This is a genomic window from Limnohabitans sp. T6-5, from assembly GCF_003063315.1.
Classification (GTDB): Bacteria; Pseudomonadota; Gammaproteobacteria; order Burkholderiales; family Burkholderiaceae_C; genus Limnohabitans_A.
This window is the reverse complement of the sequence record NZ_NERV01000002.1, coordinates 759,993-777,024: the sequence shown is the minus strand read 5'-3', so window position 1 is coordinate 777,024 and position 17,032 is coordinate 759,993. Positions and strand designations below refer to the sequence as shown.

Here is a 17,032-nt window from a genome sequence, read left to right as displayed (position 1 = left end):
CTCCGTTGGGGTAAGTGTTATTTGTAGCGCTGTGCAAACAAAATCAAACGACCGTGCTTTTTATCACGCGGCAGGCGTGTGCCCATGTCTTAGGTGCGACAAACAAGGGTTTGCAGGGGGTGTGCTGGGATAATCCGCGCACACATGAAAAACATTGTCATTTTGATTTCCGGATCGGGCTCCAACATGGCGGCCATCGTGCGTGCTGCCGAGCAAGAGCGGTGGTCTGAGCGCTTGAATGCCCGGGTGGCGGCCGTGATCAGCAACAAGGCCGATGCCGCAGGCCTTGAGATGGCCAAGGCGCACGGCATTGCAACGAGCGTTTTGGACCACAAGTCGTTTGCCAGCCGCGAAGACTTTGACGCGGCCTTGATGGCCGAAATTGACCTTTTTTCGCCCGAATTGGTGGTGCTGGCCGGGTTCATGCGCATCTTGACGCCTGGTTTTGTGGCGCATTATGCAGGGCGCTTGATCAATATTCACCCATCTTTGTTGCCCGCTTTTCCGGGCTTGAACACCCACCAGCGGGCCATTGATGCAGGTTGCCAATTCGCGGGGGCCACAGTGCACCAGGTCACGGCCGACCTCGACCACGGCCCCATCCTGGCGCAAGCGGTGGTGCCTGTGCTGTTCGATGACACGGCGGAGGTGCTGGCTGCCCGTGTTTTGACGCAAGAGCACCTGATTTATCCGCGCTCGGTCGCTGAATTTTTCCGTAATCTGCCTTCGTATTGATCCGGCCCGATGAAGTTTGCATGAACGCTTTTTTGTGGGAGCGGCGCCCTCGCCGCGATTGAGCCTCGCAGACCACTACCCATCGCCCCGAGGGCGGGGCTCCCACACTGATCGCTATGCCAAGAAAAGCCTTTCACTTCAAACTTCACAGCGCCGGATCTATAGGTCGGAGGTCGAAGACCCCGACAAATGCCCGCTCTGCGAATGCCGGCCTACAAAAGCCAGAGACTTGATCTGCGGCTTCAGACCCGACATGGTTCTGCGCCGGGGCCGAGATCTTCGAGCTGAGGCCATCAACCTGCAAAATGTTCAATCGCCGATGCGTTCAAAGCGAGGCTGTACTTTTCCGTTGAACTTGGCCACTTCCAAAAACATGGCCGCAGGCCGCACCCACAGGCCTTGTTCGCCATAGAGGGCCTGGTAAAGCGTCATGGGCTGCAGATCTTCGCTGTGCCGCACGGTGCCCAGCACGCGGTACTGGCCCCCTTTGTAATGTTTGTAGAGGCCCTTGGGGGTTTCGATCAAGGGCTGCAGCGTTTCTGACATGGATTTCCTTTGGGGGTTCTGGGCGGCATGGACAGGGATGGGACAATACGCCCCATGCATCCAAAAGCCCTTTTAGACGCCTGCGCCGATCTGGTCAGGCTGGTTCTCCAATTTGAACATCCCGCCGACGCTGTGGTGTCGCGCTATTTCCGTGAACACCGCTCGCTGGGCCCGCGCGAGCGTGCGACCCTGGCCGAAACCGCTTTTGCAGTGTTGCGCAAGAAGCTCTTGTTTGAACAGCTGGCCCGCTCGGGCTCCGGCCCCAAAGAGCGCAAGCTGGCCATCCTGGGTTTCTTCGGCCCCCGCGACTTTTTGGCCGCAGCGTTGAACGACACCGAAAAGCAATGGCTGGCCACTTGCGACGCCATTCCGGCCGATGCCTTGATGGCCCCGCATCGCCACAACTTGCCCGAGTGGATGGCCAAAGCCCTGCAAGCCCAGCTGGGTGAGGACTTCTGGGCGCTGGCTGAAAACCTTCAGCAGCCCGGCACGCTCGACTTGCGCGTGAACACTTTCCAGGCCAAGCGCAGCGACATTCAAAAAGAGCTGACCCAGGCGGGCATCCCGTCCAAGCCCACCCCTTATTCGCCCTGGGGTTTGCGCCTGGAGGGCAAGCCTGCCTTGCAAAAGACCGACGCTTTTACACGTGGCGCCATCGAAGTGCAAGACGAAGGCTCGCAACTGCTGGCTTTGCTGGTCGATGCCCATCGCGGTGAGATGGTGGTCGATTTTTGTGCGGGCGCCGGTGGCAAGACCCTGGCGCTGGGAGCGTCGATGCGCAGCACGGGCCGCCTGTATGCGTTTGATGTGTCGGGGCACCGCCTGGATGCGCTCAAGCCGCGCATGGCGCGCAGTGGTCTGTCCAACGTGCACCCGGCAGCGATCGCGCACGAGCGCGATGAGCGCGTCAAGCGTCTGGCAGGCAAGATCGACCGCGTTTTGGTCGATGCGCCTTGTTCTGGGCTGGGCACCTTGCGTCGCAACCCGGACTTGAAGTGGCGCCAAAAGCCCCAAGCTGTGCAGGAGTTGACCGAGAAACAACAGGCCATCTTGCAAAGCGCTTCGCGCATGGTCAAGTCGGGCGGCCGCTTGGTGTATGCCACTTGCAGCGTGTTGCCCGAAGAAAACGAGTTGATTGCGCAAGCCTTCAGCGCGGCCAATCCTGATTTCATTCCTTTGAATGTGGCTCAGGAGTTGGAACGACTCAAAGTGCCCGAGGCGGCTGCTTTGTGCACGCCAGAAGTCACGGATTCAGCCGCTCCCCAGCCGGCGGGTGAGTACTTGAGGCTGTGGCCGCATCGACACGGTACAGATGGATTCTTTGCCGCGGTTTGGGTCAGAAAGTAATCTTTTTGGGATCAAATGTGATTGAGACAGTTGAAAACACTGTCTTTTTCAGCGCGAAAAACTTAAAATCGACAAATTGCCTGAAATCAGGCTTCAGTAGAAAGACAGACTCATGTTATTGCCTGATTGGGCTTTTTTGGATGCGGTGGTTCAGTGGATGGGCCACGGCCTGTTTGACTTGGCTTGGTGGCAAATTGTGTTGGTCACCTTGGGCCTGACCCACATCACCATTGCCAGCGTCACCATCTTCTTGCACCGTCACCAAGCGCACCGCGCTTTGGACTTGCATGCGATTCCTTCGCACTTTTTCCGTTTCTGGCTGTGGCTCACTACCGGCCAGGTGACCAAGGAGTGGGCCGCGATTCACCGCAAGCACCATGCCAAGTGCGAGCAAGCCGAAGACCCGCACAGCCCGCACGTGTACGGCATCAAAACGGTGTTGTTCACCGGTGCTGAGCTGTACCGCAAGGAATCCAAGAACCTGGACACCATGAAGCGTTATGGCCATGGCACACCCGATGACTGGATCGAGCGCAACCTGTACACCCGCTTTTCCTGGCAGGGCGTGGCTTTGATGTTGATCATTGATGTGGCCTTGTTTGGTTTCATTGGCTTGACGGTCTGGGCCGTGCAAATGGCCTGGATTCCAATCACCGCCGCAGGCATCATCAACGGCGCTGCGCATTACTGGGGTTACCGCAATTTCGAAGCGCACGATGCCAGCACCAACATCTCGCCTTGGGGCATCTTGATTGGTGGCGAAGAGTTGCACAACAACCACCACACCTATCCCACATCGGCCAAACTGTCGGTCAAGCCTTACGAATTCGACATCGGCTGGTTGTACATCCGCATGCTGGAAACTGTGGGGCTGGCCACGGTCAAGAAGACGCCCCCGCGTTTGGCTTACGGCGACATCCGTCCTGTGGCCGATGAAAAGACCTTGGAGGCCTTGATCGCCAACCGCTACGAAGTCATGGCTGGCTATGCCCGCAATTTGCGCGCCGTGATGCAACAAGAAGCAAGCAAGCTGGATGCCAATGTGCAGCAAGCGGCCAAGCGCTGGTTGCACCGCGATGCGGCCAAGGTGCCCGCTGATGCGCAAGCTCAGCTCAAGCAGGCCCGCGCAGCCAGCCCGGTGCTCGACAAGATGGTGCAGATGCGTGAAGAGCTCAGCCAGATCTGGCTCAACACCTCGCACTCGCGCGAGCAATTGGCCGCTGATTTGCAAGCCTGGTGCCGCCGTGCCGAGGAAAGCGGTATTGCTGCCTTGCGTGATTTCTCGGTTAAGTTGCGCGCAGTGCGCCAGACCGCCTGAGACATTTTCCATGTCCATTCAGCAACAGGGCCTTCGGGCCCTGTTTGCTTTTTCGGGGGGGCTGGTCGCGGCCTCGTAGGTCGGTACTCGAAGAGTCCGACGTTGTTGGCGCCCCAGGGGTACATGCCAACACAGGTGTGGATGGCGGGCAAGCCTGTGTCGGAGACTTCGACCGCCAGACAGCCTTCACCCCTGTTTTGGGCATAAAAAAACCCGCTGTGTGAACAGCGGGTTTTTTGTTGCAAGGCTCAGGCTGAATTACTTCAGCTTGATTTCCTTGTATTCAACGTGCTTGCGAGCTTTGGGGTCGAACTTCATGATCGACATTTTCTCGGGCATGGTTTTCTTGTTTTTGCTGGTCGTGTAGAAGTGACCAGTGCCAGCTGTGGATTCCAGCTTGATTTTTTCGCGTCCGCCTTTGGTTGCCATGGTGTATGACTCCTAATGTTCTGGGTTTAGGCTTGACCGCGTGCACGCAGGTCTGCGAGCACGGCATCGATGCCGTTTTTGTCGATCAGGCGCAGAGCAGCGCTGGAAACGCGCAGACGCACCCAACGGTTTTCTGTTTCAACCCAGAAACGACGGTATTGCAGGTTCGGCAGGAACCGGCGCTTGGTTTTGTTGTTGGCGTGGGAAACGTTGTTTCCCGTCATTGGGCCTTTGCCCGTTACGTCGCAAACGCGTGCCATGTGGACACTCCGATACTTTTAAAACAGCTGGTGCCGATGGGTCTCATGCTCACTTGCATGGGGCCTGGCGCTCCAGCCTCACCTCGCCAAGATGGGTGGCGGTATCCCAGATCGCTGTATCTGTGATCCCGGGCGAAGAGTCCAGGCAGATCCAGCAAAGCCTTGAATTATAACCAGAAAGCGGTGCCCATGGCCGAACCTTGAGGCGGGTCGCATTTCTGGGGGTTCGACCGAGACAGTTCATTGGACGTTGCGGGTGTCTGTCGGGGTGATGTGGCAAAGCGAAGCGCCTGTGAACACCGGCAGGCACCCGTAACGTCCGGGATGATGCCCAAGCAAGTGGTTTTCAGCCGGTGCGCAACAGCGCACCCTGGCAACTTCCGAACCAAGCTCAACCGTTGTTTTGCTCCAAAAATCGTTGTGCATCGAGCGCAGCCATGCAACCCGTGCCAGCGCTGGTGATGGCCTGGCGATAGACATGGTCTTGCACATCACCTGCGGCAAACACGCCGGGCACCGAGGTTTGGGTGGCAAAGCCCTTGAGACCGCCTTGGGTCACGATGTAGCCGTTTTCCAGCGTCAATTGACCCTGAAAGATGTCGGTGTTGGGTGAATGGCCAATGGCGATGAAGCAGCCTTTGAGGGCGACATCTTCGGTGGATCCGTCCACGGTGCTTTTTAGGCGCACGCCGGTCACCCCGGTGTTGTCGCCCAGCACTTCTTCCAGGGTTTTGAAGGTTTTGAGTTCAATCTTGCCTTCCGCGACTCTGTCCATCAGCTTGTCGACCAAGATGGGCTCGGCCTTGAATTTGTCGCGGCGGTGGATCAGGTAGACCTTGGTGGCGATGTTGGACAGGTACAGCGCTTCCTCCACGGCGGTGTTGCCGCCACCGACCACGCAGCAAACCTGGTCACGGTAGAAAAAGCCGTCGCAAGTGGCGCAGGCGCTCACGCCACGACCCTGGAAGGCTTCTTCGGTGGGCAAGCCAAGGTACTTGGCCGAGGCACCCGTGGCAATGATCAAGCTGTCACAGGTGTAGGTGCCGCTGTCACCGATGAGGGTGAAGGGGCGCTGGTCCAGCTTCACGGTGTGGATGTGGTCAAACACGATTTGCGTGTTGAAACGCTCGGCGTGTTCCTGAAAACGCTGCATCAGCTCGGGGCCTTGCACGCCGTGCACATCGGCGGGCCAATTGTCCACTTCGGTCGTGGTCATCAGCTGGCCGCCTTGGGCCATGCCGGTGATGAGCAAAGGCTTGAGGTTGGCGCGTGCGGCATAGACGGCGGCGGTGTAACCGGCTGGGCCTGAGCCGAGGATCAGGACTTTGGCGTGTTGGGTGGGAGTGGACATGGCGTGAAATCGTTGGAGCAGTCAGAGGAAATACAGAACGGATGCAGGGCATCACGAGGCGCCATTGTAAGAAACTGTCAAAAGCAAGGGGCAGATGGGGGTTTGCAGATGCTTTGCGCAACAGGCTGATCGGGTAAGCTTGCGCCTGATTTATGACTTATTCATTGCACACTTTGACGAACCCGACGGCCCGAGCCGCGCAGCCTGACGAACCCAAGACATTCTGGGCGCGTTTTGCGCAAGAAATTGCGCTTGTGGTGGGTGGCGCCCTGCTGTTGATGTGCCTGCTGGCTTTGTGGAGCTACCACCCCACTGATCCAGCCTGGTCGACTTCGGGCGCTGGCCAGGGCGTGCACAACTGGATCGGTCGCGCGGGGGCCTGGGGGGCTGATCTGGCGTATTTTCTGTTGGGCTATTCAGTGTGGTGGTGCCTGGCGGCCGGAGGTCGGGCCTGGTTGGTGGGGCTGGCGGACTGGATGAGAGGTGCTGCGGCTCAAGACGCGCAGCCCGGGCAAGCGCCATGGCGGCGCAGCCGTTTTGCTTTTTGGATGGGGCTGGTGTTGCTGCTTGCGGCGAGTGCCAGCATGGAGTGGTCTCGCTTGTACCGCCTTGAAGCCTATTTGCCAGGCCCCAGCGGAGGCGTGCTGGGCTATTGGGTGGGCTCTGCCAGTGTGCGCTGGTTGGGGTTCACGGGGGCGGCTTTGGTGAGCATTGCCTTGATGGTTGCTGGTGTGGCGATGGTTTTCCGGTTTTCCTGGGGGCAGCTGGCAGAAAGCATCGGCGCTCGCATAGACGCGCTGATCCAGTCGCGCCATGAGAAACGGGAAATTCAGGAAGATTGGGCGCTTGGTCAGCAGGCTTTGCGTGAGCGCGAGCAAGCCATGCCCCTGCACGCCATTGAGCCGCAATGGGACACGGATGCTGAAATTCTTGCCCCTTCAACGGCGACGCAAGCTTCGAGCAAGGCGGCATTAAATCCGGCGCCGCAGCCAGAGCCGCAAGCGGCTGTGTATGTGCCGCCGCCTGCACCGAGGGTGATTGAACCTGCCGTGATGGAAGTCCCGCGCAGCGAACGGGTGGTCAAGGAGCGCCAAAAACCGCTGTTCACCGAATTGCCTGACAGCAAGCTGCCGCAGGTTGATCTGCTGGACGCTTTGACTTCACGGCAGGAAACCGTGTCACCCGAAACGCTGGAAATGACCAGTCGACTGATTGAGAAAAAGCTGTCGGATTTTGGCGTCAAAGTTCGCGTGGTGGCGGCCGCGCCCGGGCCAGTGATCACGCGCTATGAGATCGAGCCAGACATCGGCGTCAAGGGCTCGCAGATCGTCAACCTGGCCAAAGACCTGGCTCGTTCGCTCAGCCTGGTGTCCATCCGGGTGATAGAAACCATTCCCGGCAAGAACTTCATGGCGCTGGAATTGCCCAACGCCAAACGCCAGTCAATCAAGCTCAGCGAAATTTTGGGTTCTCAGATTTACCACGAAGCCAAGTCCATGCTGACCATGGGCTTGGGCAAGGACATCATTGGCAACCCGGTGGTGGCCGATCTGGCCAAAATGCCACACGTTTTGGTGGCTGGCACCACGGGTTCGGGCAAATCGGTGGGTATCAACGCCATGATCCTGTCGCTGCTGTACAAGGCCGAAGCCCGCGATGTGCGCCTCTTGATGATCGACCCCAAGATGCTGGAAATGTCGGTTTACGAAGGCATTCCGCATTTGCTCGCCCCCGTCGTGACCGACATGCGCCAGGCTGCGAATGGCCTGAATTGGTGCGTGGCCGAGATGGAAAAGCGTTACAAGCTGATGAGCAAGATGGGCGTGCGCAACCTGGCCGGTTACAACGTCAAGATCGACGAAGCCACCGCCCGTGAAGAATTCATCTACAACCCGTTCAGCCTGACCCCGGACGATCCGGAACCGCTCAAGCGTTTGCCGCACATCGTCGTCGTCATCGACGAGCTGGCCGATTTGATGATGGTGGTGGGCAAAAAGATCGAAGAGTTGATCGCCCGCCTGGCCCAAAAGGCCCGTGCCGCTGGCATCCATTTGATTTTGGCCACCCAGCGACCCAGCGTGGACGTGATCACCGGACTGATCAAGGCCAACATCCCGACGCGCATCGCGTTCTCTGTCGGCTCCAAAATCGACAGCCGAACCATCCTGGACCAAATGGGCGCCGAGGCCTTATTGGGCATGGGCGACATGTTGTACATGGCCAGTGGCACGGGTTTCCCGATTCGGGTGCACGGTGCTTTTGTGAGCGACGAAGAGGTCCACCGCGTGGTGACCTACCTCAAGAGCCAGGGAGAGCCCGACTACATTGAGGGTGTGCTCGAAGGCGGCACCACGGATGACGACGGCGGCATGCTGAGTGGGGGCGACAACGGTGAAAAAGACCCGATGTACGACCAAGCGGTCGAAGTCGTGCTGAAAAACCGCAAGGCCAGCATTTCGCTGGTACAGCGTCACCTCAAGATCGGCTACAACCGTGCCGCCCGTTTGGTGGAAGACATGGAAAAAGCCGGTCTGGTCAGTGCCATGAGCGGCAGTGGTCAACGTGAAATTTTGGTGCCTGCGCGGGCGGAGTGAGTCTTATGATTTTTTCTCGTCGTTGGTGGATCAGTGGCTTGTTCGCAGCTTGGGCGGTGATCAGCTGCCCACTGGCCCAGGCCGATGGGCTGGAAGCCTTGTCACAATTCATGAAGCAGGCCCGCACTGGGCGGGCGCAGTTCACGCAGTCGGTCACATCGCCTGCCAAGGCTGGGCAGCCGCCCCGCGTCAAGACCTCCAGTGGCACGTTCGAGTTTCAGCGCCCGGGGAAATTCCGCTTTGATTACCGCAAACCTTTTGTGCAAACCCTGGTGGCCGATGGTCAGACTTTGTGGCTGCACGATGTGGATCTGAACCAGGTGACGTCACGTCAGCAGGCCCAGGTGTTGGGTTCTACGCCAGCTGCTTTGCTGACCGCTGCGGCTGATTTGGAAGCTTTGAAAGCTGATTTTCAGTTCAAGGCCGAACCCGACAAAGACGGTCAGCAGTGGGTCAGGGCGGTCCCCAAAAGCACGGAGGGCCAGATCCAGTCTGTGCTGGTGGGTCTGCGCGGCACCGACAAAGGTGTGGAGTTGTCGGTGCTGGATGTGCAAGACAGCCTGGGCCAGCGCTCGGTGCTCACGTTTACCGCTTTTGAGATCAACCCGGCACTGGCGGCGCAGACCTTTGTCTTTCGGGTGCCCGCTGGTGTGGATGTGATTCGTCCTTGATATCCTTTTGTTCCCATTGAACACCATGAGTGCTGCTGCCTTGCCATCCCACGCGCCACTGGCCGAGCGCCTGCGTCCTCGTCACTTGGGCGAGGTGATCGGGCAGCAACACTTGCTGGGCGAGGGCATGGCACTGCGTTTGGCCTTCGAATCGGGGCAGCCGCACAGCTGCATTTTGTGGGGGCCACCTGGTGTGGGCAAGACCACCATCGCGCGTTTGATGGCCGATGCCTTTGACGCCCAATTTCTGAGCATCAGCGCGGTGCTGGGGGGCGTCAAGGACATTCGCGAAGCGGTGGAAAAAGCCGAGCTGGCCCGCACTGGCCTGCATCCACAGCGCACCATCATGTTTGTCGATGAGGTGCACCGCTTCAACAAAAGCCAGCAAGATGCGTTTTTGCCGCATGTGGAAAGCGGACTCTTCACCTTCATTGGGGCGACCACCGAAAACCCGTCTTTTGAGGTCAACTCCGCTTTGCTTTCCCGGGCTGCGGTGTACGTCTTGCAGCCCCTGAGCGAAGACGATCTGAAAAACATCGTGCTGCGCGCGCAAGCCATACAAGCTGTGCCGCCCATTGAGCCCCAGGCGCTTGGCCGTTTGCTGGCGTATGCCGATGGCGATGCCCGGCGCATGCTCAACACGCTGGAGACCTTGTCAATGGCAGCCAAGCAGCAAGGCATCGATCCCGTGACCGATGAATGGCTGCTGCGTGTGCTGGGCGAACGCATGCGCCGCTATGACAAAGGTGGCGAGCAGTTTTACGACACCATCAGCGCCTTGCACAAATCAGTGCGTGGATCAGACCCCGACGCTGCACTGTATTGGTTCGTGCGCATGCTCGATGGCGGTGCCGATCCGCGATACATGGCGCGCCGCCTGATCCGCATGGCCAGCGAAGACGTGGGCTTGGCCGACCCTCGCGCCTTGCGCATGGCCCTGGATGCCTCCGAGGTCTATGAGCGACTGGGCAGCCCGGAAGGTGAATTGACTTTGGCCCAATGTGTGATTTATCTGGCCATGGCGCCCAAGTCAAACGCTGCCTACAAGGCGTACAACGAAGCGCGGGCCTTTGTGAAAAAAGACGGCACGCGCCCGGTGCCCATGCACTTGCGCAATGCCCCCACCAAGCTGATGAAAGACCTGGATTACGGCAAAGGTTACCGCTATGCCCACGACGAAGAAGACGGCTTTGCCGCGGGCGAGCGCTACCTGCCCGAAGGCATGGCGAACCCCGGCTTTTACAGACCGGTTCGTCGTGGTCTGGAAATCAAAATTGCTGACAAATTGGAAGAACTGCGAAAGAAGAATTTGGCGGCAGGGTAATTCCGTAGGGAAATGAATGCTGACACCTTCCTTTCTTTCACTACAATCCCGCCACCCCGCCGATGAACCAACGATCTGGCGGGGTTTTTGCTAGTGATCAATGGGTACTCAAAAAGTCATTCTTGATTTCAGAACAACAACCGAAGCGTGATCTGCTAAGCGCAGGTCAAAACACGGAGAAATAGATATGGACGTCTTCCTGCAACAGGTCATCAACGGCCTGGTCATGGGCAGCATGTACGCCTTGGTGGCCTTGGGCTACACCATGGTGTATGGCATCATCAACTTGATCAACTTTGCTCACGGCGAAGTGCTGATGGTGGGGGCTCTGACGAGCTGGTCTGCCATCGGCATGATGCAAGAAGCCATGCCTTGGGCCCCGGGATGGCTGATCCTGATTCTGGCTACTTTGATTGCTTGCGTCGTGGCCGTCGCGCTCAATTTCACCATTGAAAAAGTGGCCTATCGTCCCTTGCGCAACAGCCCCAAATTGGCGCCCCTGATCACCGCCATCGGCATGAGCATCTTGTTGCAAACCCTGGCCATGATCATCTGGAAGCCCAACTACAAGGCGTATCCCACACTGCTGTCAAGCACGCCCATCAACATGGGGGGGGTGGTCATCACGCCCACGCAAATCATGATTTTGGGTGTGACTGCTGTCTCATTGGCTGTGCTGATGTGGCTTGTCAATTACACCCGCTTGGGCCGTGCCATGCGCGCTACAGCCGAGAACCCTCGCGTGGCGGGACTCATGGGGGTCAAGCCCGATATGGTGATTTCGGCCACCTTTGTGATTGGCGCCATTTTGGCGGCCATTGCTGGCGTGATGTATGCGTCCAACTACGGCACTGCACAGCACGCCATGGGCTTTTTGCCCGGTCTGAAGGCCTTCACCGCAGCGGTGTTTGGCGGCATTGGCAACTTGTCCGGTGCGGTCATTGGCGGCATTTTGCTGGGCCTGATCGAAGCCATTGGTTCAGGCTACATCGGTCATCTGACGGGCGGGGTGCTGGGCAGCCACTACACCGATATTTTTGCTTTCATTGTGTTGATCATCGTGTTGACCCTGCGCCCCTCGGGCCTGATGGGTGAACGTGTGGCCGACCGCGCTTGAGGGAGGTCAAACAGCCATGAAAAACAACAAAACACTTCAATTACTGCTCATTGGTGCAGCGCTCATCGTTTTGCCCTTGTTTCTCCAGATTTTTGGTAACGCCTGGGTTCGCATCGCTGACATGGCCTTGCTCTACATCTTGTTGGCCATTGGCCTGAACATCGTGGTGGGCTACGCCGGTTTGCTTGACTTGGGTTATGTGGCCTTCTTCGCGGTGGGGGCCTACATGTATGGCCTGCTGTCGTCGCCACATCTGACCCATACATTCACCAGCATTGCAGCCATGTTCCCGCAGGGCATGCACATGCCCATCTGGCTGATCGTGCCCGTGGGTGCGGGTTTGGCTGGTTTGTTCGGTTTGTTGCTGGGGGCGCCTACGCTCAAGTTGCGCGGCGATTATCTGGCCATCGTGACCTTGGGGTTTGGTGAAATCATCCGCGTGTTCATGAACAACCTGGACCATCCGGTCAACATCACCAACGGCCCCAAAGGCTTGGATCAGATCGACCCCATTTCAATTTTTGGCCTGAATCTGGGCAAGAAGCTGATGATCGGTGACTTTGAAATCGCCTCGGTTTCGCTGTATTACTACCTGTTCCTCAGCTTGGTGCTGTTCACGATTTTGATCTCGCACCGCCTGGAGATTTCACGCATTGGTCGCGCCTGGATGGCCATCCGTGAAGACGAAATCGCGGCCAAGGCCATGGGCCTGAACACCCGCAACCTCAAGTTGCTGGCTTTTGGCATGGGTGCCACTTTTGGCGGCGTGTCGGGTGCCATGTTTGCCGGTTTCCAGGGCTTCATCTCACCCGAGTCATTCAGCCTGATGGAATCAGTGATGATTATTGCCATGGTGGTTTTGGGGGGCTTGGGCTATTTGCCTGGCGTGATTTTGGGTGCCATCCTGTTGTCGGCCTTGCCTGAAGTGCTGCGTTACGTGGCAGGACCTCTGCAAGAGATCACCGGTGGTCGCCTGGACGCGTCCATCATGCGCCAGTTGTTGGTGGCTTTGGCCATGATCGTGATCATGTTGATGCGTCCTCGCGGGCTGTGGCCTTCGCCTGAGCATGGCAAATCGCTCAAGACGAAATGAAGGAGCAGAACATGAATCCAACAGCCAACAAAGACACCGTCCTGAACGTCTCGGGCATTTCCAAGCGATTTGGCGGTCTGCAAGCCCTCACCGATGTGGGTATGACCATTCAACGCGGTCAGGTCTATGGCCTGATCGGCCCCAACGGCGCAGGCAAGACCACGTTTTTCAACGTCATCACTGGTTTGTACACGCCCGACAGCGGCACTTTTGAGCTGGCAGGCAAGCCTTACCAGCCCACAGCCGTGCACGAAGTGGCCAAGGCCGGCATTGCCCGAACCTTCCAGAACATCCGTTTGTTTGCCGAAATGACGGCCCTCGAAAACGTGATGGTGGGTCGCCATGTGCGCACCCATTCGGGTTTGCTGGGCGCGATCTTCCGCACGCCCAGCTTCAAGACCGAAGAGGCCGCCATTGCCCAACGTGCCCAAGAGCTGCTCGACTATGTGGGCATCGGCAAATACGCCGACTACAAGGCCCGGACCTTGTCTTATGGCGACCAGCGTCGCCTCGAGATTGCCCGTGCACTGGCCACAGACCCGCAACTGATTGCGCTGGACGAGCCCGCTGCTGGCATGAACGCGACCGAAAAAGTGCAGCTGCGCGAATTGATCGACCAGATCCGCAAGGACAACCGCACGATCTTGCTGATCGAGCACGATGTGAAGCTGGTCATGGGTTTGTGTGACCGCGTCACGGTGCTCGACTACGGCAAGCAGATTGCCGAAGGAACGCCTGCCGATGTGCAGAAGAACGAAAAAGTGATTGAAGCCTATCTGGGCACGGGAGGACACTGAGATGGCCGACATCCTTTTGAAAGTCAAAGACCTGCAAGTCGGCTACGGCGGCATTCAGGCGGTCAAGGGCGTGAGCTTGGAGGTGCGTGAGGGTGAGCTGGTCTCCTTGATCGGCTCCAACGGTGCGGGCAAAACCACCACCATGAAAGCCATCACCGGTACCTTGCCTTTGCAAACCGGTGATATCGAGTACCTGGGTCAAAGCATCAAGGGCCAAGGCCCCTGGGATTTGGTCAAGCAAGGCCTGGCCATGGTGCCGGAAGGCCGTGGTGTGTTCACCCGCATGACCATCACGGAAAACCTGCAAATGGGCGCTTACATCCGCTCCGATGCTGCAGGCATTGCGGACGATATCGAGAAGATGTTCACGATCTTCCCGCGTCTGCGTGAACGCAAAGACCAGCTGGCGGGGACCATGTCCGGCGGTGAGCAGCAAATGCTGGCCATGGGCCGTGCCCTGATGAGCCGCCCCAAGGTCTTGCTGCTGGACGAACCCTCCATGGGCTTGTCGCCCATCATGGTCGACAAGATCTTTGAAGTGGTGCGCGATGTGTATGCCCAAGGCGTCACCGTGTTGCTGGTGGAGCAAAACGCCAGCCGTGCGTTGGCCATTGCCGACCGTGGTTATGTGATGGATTCGGGTCTCATCACCATGACCGGTGTGGGCAAAGACATGCTGGAAGACCCCAAAGTGCGAGCTGCTTATCTGGGCGAGTGATCGCCAGGATTTTGTGCGCATCGCATGCCAAAGGGCCGGTTCACCGGCCCTTTGGCTTTTTGCGCGCCCTATGCCTTCTTGCAGGTCGGTACTCGCAGACCCCGACAGGCTTCGCACAACAGGCATGACCAATTCAGTTTGGGTTGCTTTGACAGTGCACCTGTGACTGGCCCTTTCTTGACTTGCATCAGGCGCGCAGGCCCAGGACCTCCGCACAATGAATTTTTCTGCCCGGTGGTGTGGACTGCTGGATGTGGTGCATTGGGGAACGGATGTTGTCTTTGGCGTGGGTTCGCAAATACCGCTGGCACATGCTGGTCGGGGTGGCTTTGCTCTTGGCGGCGGCTGTGGGTGGGCGTTGGTGGATGGGGCCGCAAGTGGAGGCTCTCTCGGTGGTGCGCCGTGATCTGGTGCAGACCGTGGTGGCCACAGGGCGTGTGCAGACGCCGCACCGGGTGGACATCGGCGCACAGATCACCGCAACCGTGGCGCGCGTAGGGGTGACAGAGGGCCAGAAGGTGCGCCAGGGCGAGGTGTTGATCGAATTGGTATCGACCGAGTTGAACGCATTGCAGCAGCAAGCCGATATGGCGGTGGTGCAGGCCCAGGGGCGTCTCAGGCAGTTGCAAGAACTGCAGGCCCCGCTGGCGCAACAGACACTGCGGCAGGCCCAGGCGCAATGGGATTTGGCCCAGGCCAACTGGCAACGCCAAAATGAGTTGTTTGACCAAGGCTTTGTCGGGCAAGCCGCACGGGATGAATCGCGCAAAGCGCTGGCGCTGGCCGAAGCTCAAGTGGTGTCGGCACGCAAGCAAATGGAGTCTGCCAGTCCTTCGGGCAGTGAGCATGTCCTGGCTACCGGCGCAGTAAGCGAAGCGCAGGCCAATGCCCAGACAGCCCGTGCCCGTGCCCGCTATGCACGGATTGCAGCCCCTGTGGATGGACAAATCATCACGCGCAACGTCGAGGCCGGTGATGTGGTGCAGGCGGGCAAGGTGTTGTTGACGTTGTCGCCTGAGGGCCGCACGCAGCTGATTGTGCAGATCGACGAAAAAAACCTGCATTGGATGGCGCTGGGTCAGCAGGCGCTGGCGTCGGCCGATGCTTATGCGCAGCAGCGTTTCAAGGCGGTGGTGGCTTTCATTCACCCAGGGGTGAATGCACAGACGGGGGCTGTTGAAGTGCGCCTGGATGTGCCTGAGGCCCCCGGTTTTTTGAAGCAGGACATGACGGTGTCGGTGGACATGGAAGTGGCACGGCGCCAGAAAGCCGTGGCCTTGCCTGTGAATGTGGTGCACGACATCTCGTCAGCAGCCCCCTGGGTCTGGCTGGTGGTGTCGAATCGTGCGGTGCACAGACCCGTGAACTTGGGTTTGCGAGGAGGCGCCTGGGTGGAGGTGCTGGAGGGTGTGCGCGAGGGCGATGCGGTCATTGATACGCCCTTGATCCTGCGTGCGGGCCAGCGCGTGCGGTTGCAAGCTGCTTCTGTTCCCTGAACCGTCCGGCCATGTACAAAACTTGGGTGCCGTTTGAGTGGATTGTGTCCATCCGCTTTTTGCGCGAGGGTCGTTTGCAAACCGTGTTCATCCTGACAGGGGTGGCCATTGGTGTGGGGGTCATCGTGTTCATGTCGGCGCTGCTGGCAGGTTTGCAAACCAACTTCATTCAGCGGGTCTTGTCGGCGCAGGCGCACATCGAGTTGCTGCCGCCCAAAGAGGTGACGCGCACATTGCGTGTAGACGGTGTCAATGCCGCCATCGTTCAGCCGCCTTTGCAGCGGCTCAAGTCGATTGACCAATGGCAGTCCATGCAAGCCGAGGTCCGCAGCATGTCGGATGTGCTGGTGGTGGCGCCGGTGGTTGGGGGCTCGGCCCTGGCCGTGCGGGGTTCGGCCAGCCGCGCGATTTCGGTCACCGGGGTGGAGCCTGAACAATATTTTCAGATCGTCAAGTTGCCTGAAAAAATAGTCTTCGGTGAGTCCCGTTTGTCGGGGCAGGATATTTTGATCGGCTTGGAGTTGAGCAGCGATTTGGGCGTGGGGGTGGGGGACAAATTGCGGGTGACCAATGCGGCCGGAGATGCCATCACCCTCACGGTGTCGGGCGTGTTTGACCTGGGCAACAAAGGCGCCAATCAGCGCAGCACGTTTGTGGCGCTGCGCACAGCGCAAAGTTTGCTGGGCTTGCCCGGTGGCGTCACCAGCTTGGAGGTCACGGTGCGCGATGTGTATGCCGCCGAAGTCATCGCCCAGCGCATCAGCGCCACCTTGGGCGTGCAGGCCGACAGCTGGATCAAGGGCAGTGCGCAGTTTTTTGCAGCCATCAGCGCTCAAACTACGGCCAACACGGCGATCCGCTTTTTTGTAGGCTTGTCCGTGGCGTTTGGCATCGCCAGTGTGTTGGTGGTGTCGGTGGTGCAAAAGTCACGCGAGATCGGCATTTTGCGGGCCATGGGCATTTCGCGGGGGCAAATCCTGCGGGTGTTTTTGTTGCAAGGCGGTGTGCTGGGTTTTGGCGGTGCGGTGCTGGGCTGTCTGGTGGGGGCGGGCGGCCTGGTGTTGTGGCAACACCTGGCGCTGAACGCTGATGGCACGCCCTTGTTTCCTTTGGTACTGGACCCGAATTTGTTTGCACTGGCCTTGGGGCTGGCTTCGGTGACCGGTTTGCTGGCAGCCTTTGCGCCCGCCTTGCGGGCGGCTCGGCTCGACCCGGTGGAGGCGATCCGTGGCTGAG

Annotated in this window: 16 protein-coding genes; 12 read left to right on the top strand and 4 right to left on the bottom strand. The window is 58.8% G+C overall.

Translation table 11 applies throughout. The annotated features are described in order from the left end of the window. Positions 1-144: 144 nt before the first annotated feature. A complete protein-coding gene (gene purN / locus B9Z51_RS09380) occupies positions 145-735 on the top strand; it encodes a phosphoribosylglycinamide formyltransferase (protein WP_108373938.1) in 591 nt (196 codons plus the stop codon). Between the two features lie 309 nt (positions 736-1,044). Here the strand turns inward: purN and B9Z51_RS09375 are convergent, their stop codons facing one another. Beyond that, complete coding sequence (locus B9Z51_RS09375) at positions 1,045-1,281, bottom strand: DUF1653 domain-containing protein (protein ID WP_108373936.1); 237 nt, start codon at positions 1,279-1,281, stop codon at positions 1,045-1,047. Positions 1,282-1,335: 54 nt separating this feature from the next. On the opposite strand from B9Z51_RS09375, the gene B9Z51_RS09370 reads away from it, so the two are divergent. Together B9Z51_RS09370 and B9Z51_RS09365 are read left to right on the top strand one after the other, a co-directional pair. After that, the gene (locus B9Z51_RS09370; protein WP_108373934.1) at positions 1,336-2,628 is read left to right on the top strand and encodes an RsmB/NOP family class I SAM-dependent RNA methyltransferase; all 1,293 of its coding nucleotides are present in this window, start codon (positions 1,336-1,338) and stop codon (positions 2,626-2,628) included. A gap of 112 nt (positions 2,629-2,740) precedes the next feature. Further along, positions 2,741-3,946, top strand: a complete 1,206-nt coding sequence (locus tag B9Z51_RS09365) for a fatty acid desaturase (protein WP_108373932.1) — start codon at positions 2,741-2,743, stop codon at positions 3,944-3,946. A 258-nt stretch (positions 3,947-4,204) separates the two neighbouring features. On the opposite strand, the gene rpmG is transcribed toward B9Z51_RS09365, so the two are convergent. From rpmG to trxB, 3 genes are all read right to left on the bottom strand, one after another. After that, complete coding sequence (gene rpmG, locus B9Z51_RS09360) at positions 4,205-4,375, bottom strand: 50S ribosomal protein L33 (RefSeq protein ID WP_006298735.1); 171 nt, start codon at positions 4,373-4,375, stop codon at positions 4,205-4,207. Positions 4,376-4,401: 26 nt separating this feature from the next. Further along, positions 4,402-4,635, bottom strand: a complete 234-nt coding sequence (gene rpmB, locus B9Z51_RS09355) for a 50S ribosomal protein L28 (protein WP_026039317.1) — start codon at positions 4,633-4,635, stop codon at positions 4,402-4,404. 391 nt (positions 4,636-5,026) lie between these two features. Further along, positions 5,027-5,986, bottom strand: a complete 960-nt coding sequence (gene trxB / locus B9Z51_RS09350; RefSeq protein ID WP_108373930.1) for a thioredoxin-disulfide reductase — start codon at positions 5,984-5,986, stop codon at positions 5,027-5,029. 152 nt (positions 5,987-6,138) lie between these two features. Here trxB and B9Z51_RS09345 point away from each other — a divergent pair, with 152 nt between their 5' ends. The 9 genes from B9Z51_RS09345 (at position 6,139) to B9Z51_RS09305 (ending at position 17,031) form a co-directional block, all read left to right on the top strand. Beyond that, positions 6,139-8,580: a DNA translocase FtsK gene (locus B9Z51_RS09345; RefSeq protein ID WP_108373928.1), complete on the top strand. Its 2,442-nt coding sequence runs from the start codon at positions 6,139-6,141 to the stop codon at positions 8,578-8,580. A gap of 5 nt (positions 8,581-8,585) precedes the next feature. Next, the gene (gene lolA / locus B9Z51_RS09340; RefSeq protein WP_108373926.1) at positions 8,586-9,251 is read left to right on the top strand and encodes an outer membrane lipoprotein chaperone LolA; all 666 of its coding nucleotides are present in this window, start codon (positions 8,586-8,588) and stop codon (positions 9,249-9,251) included. Between the two features lie 25 nt (positions 9,252-9,276). After that, positions 9,277-10,575 carry a replication-associated recombination protein A gene (locus B9Z51_RS09335; RefSeq protein ID WP_108373924.1) on the top strand — a complete coding sequence of 433 codons (1,299 nt, stop codon included), beginning with the start codon at positions 9,277-9,279 and terminating at the stop codon, positions 10,573-10,575. A 187-nt stretch (positions 10,576-10,762) separates the two neighbouring features. Then, positions 10,763-11,692, top strand: coding sequence for a branched-chain amino acid ABC transporter permease (locus B9Z51_RS09330; RefSeq protein ID WP_108373922.1), 930 nt, complete (start codon positions 10,763-10,765; stop codon positions 11,690-11,692). A 16-nt stretch (positions 11,693-11,708) separates the two neighbouring features. Continuing rightward, positions 11,709-12,785 (top strand): ABC transporter ATP-binding protein, encoded by a 1,077-nt coding sequence (locus B9Z51_RS09325; RefSeq protein WP_108373920.1) that lies wholly within the window; start codon positions 11,709-11,711, stop codon positions 12,783-12,785. A gap of 11 nt (positions 12,786-12,796) precedes the next feature. Next, a complete protein-coding gene (locus B9Z51_RS09320) occupies positions 12,797-13,582 on the top strand; it encodes an ABC transporter ATP-binding protein (protein WP_233254892.1) in 786 nt (261 codons plus the stop codon). A 1-nt stretch (position 13,583) separates the two neighbouring features. Next, positions 13,584-14,300 carry an ABC transporter ATP-binding protein gene (locus B9Z51_RS09315; protein ID WP_108373916.1) on the top strand — a complete coding sequence of 239 codons (717 nt, stop codon included), beginning with the start codon at positions 13,584-13,586 and terminating at the stop codon, positions 14,298-14,300. Positions 14,301-14,572: 272 nt separating this feature from the next. Further along, entirely contained in the window at positions 14,573-15,796 is a 1,224-nt protein-coding gene (locus B9Z51_RS09310) for an efflux RND transporter periplasmic adaptor subunit (RefSeq protein WP_158272861.1), read from the top strand. Between the two features lie 11 nt (positions 15,797-15,807). Then, a complete protein-coding gene (locus B9Z51_RS09305) occupies positions 15,808-17,031 on the top strand; it encodes an FtsX-like permease family protein (protein WP_108373912.1) in 1,224 nt (407 codons plus the stop codon). The last annotated feature ends 1 nt before the right edge of the window (position 17,032 follow it).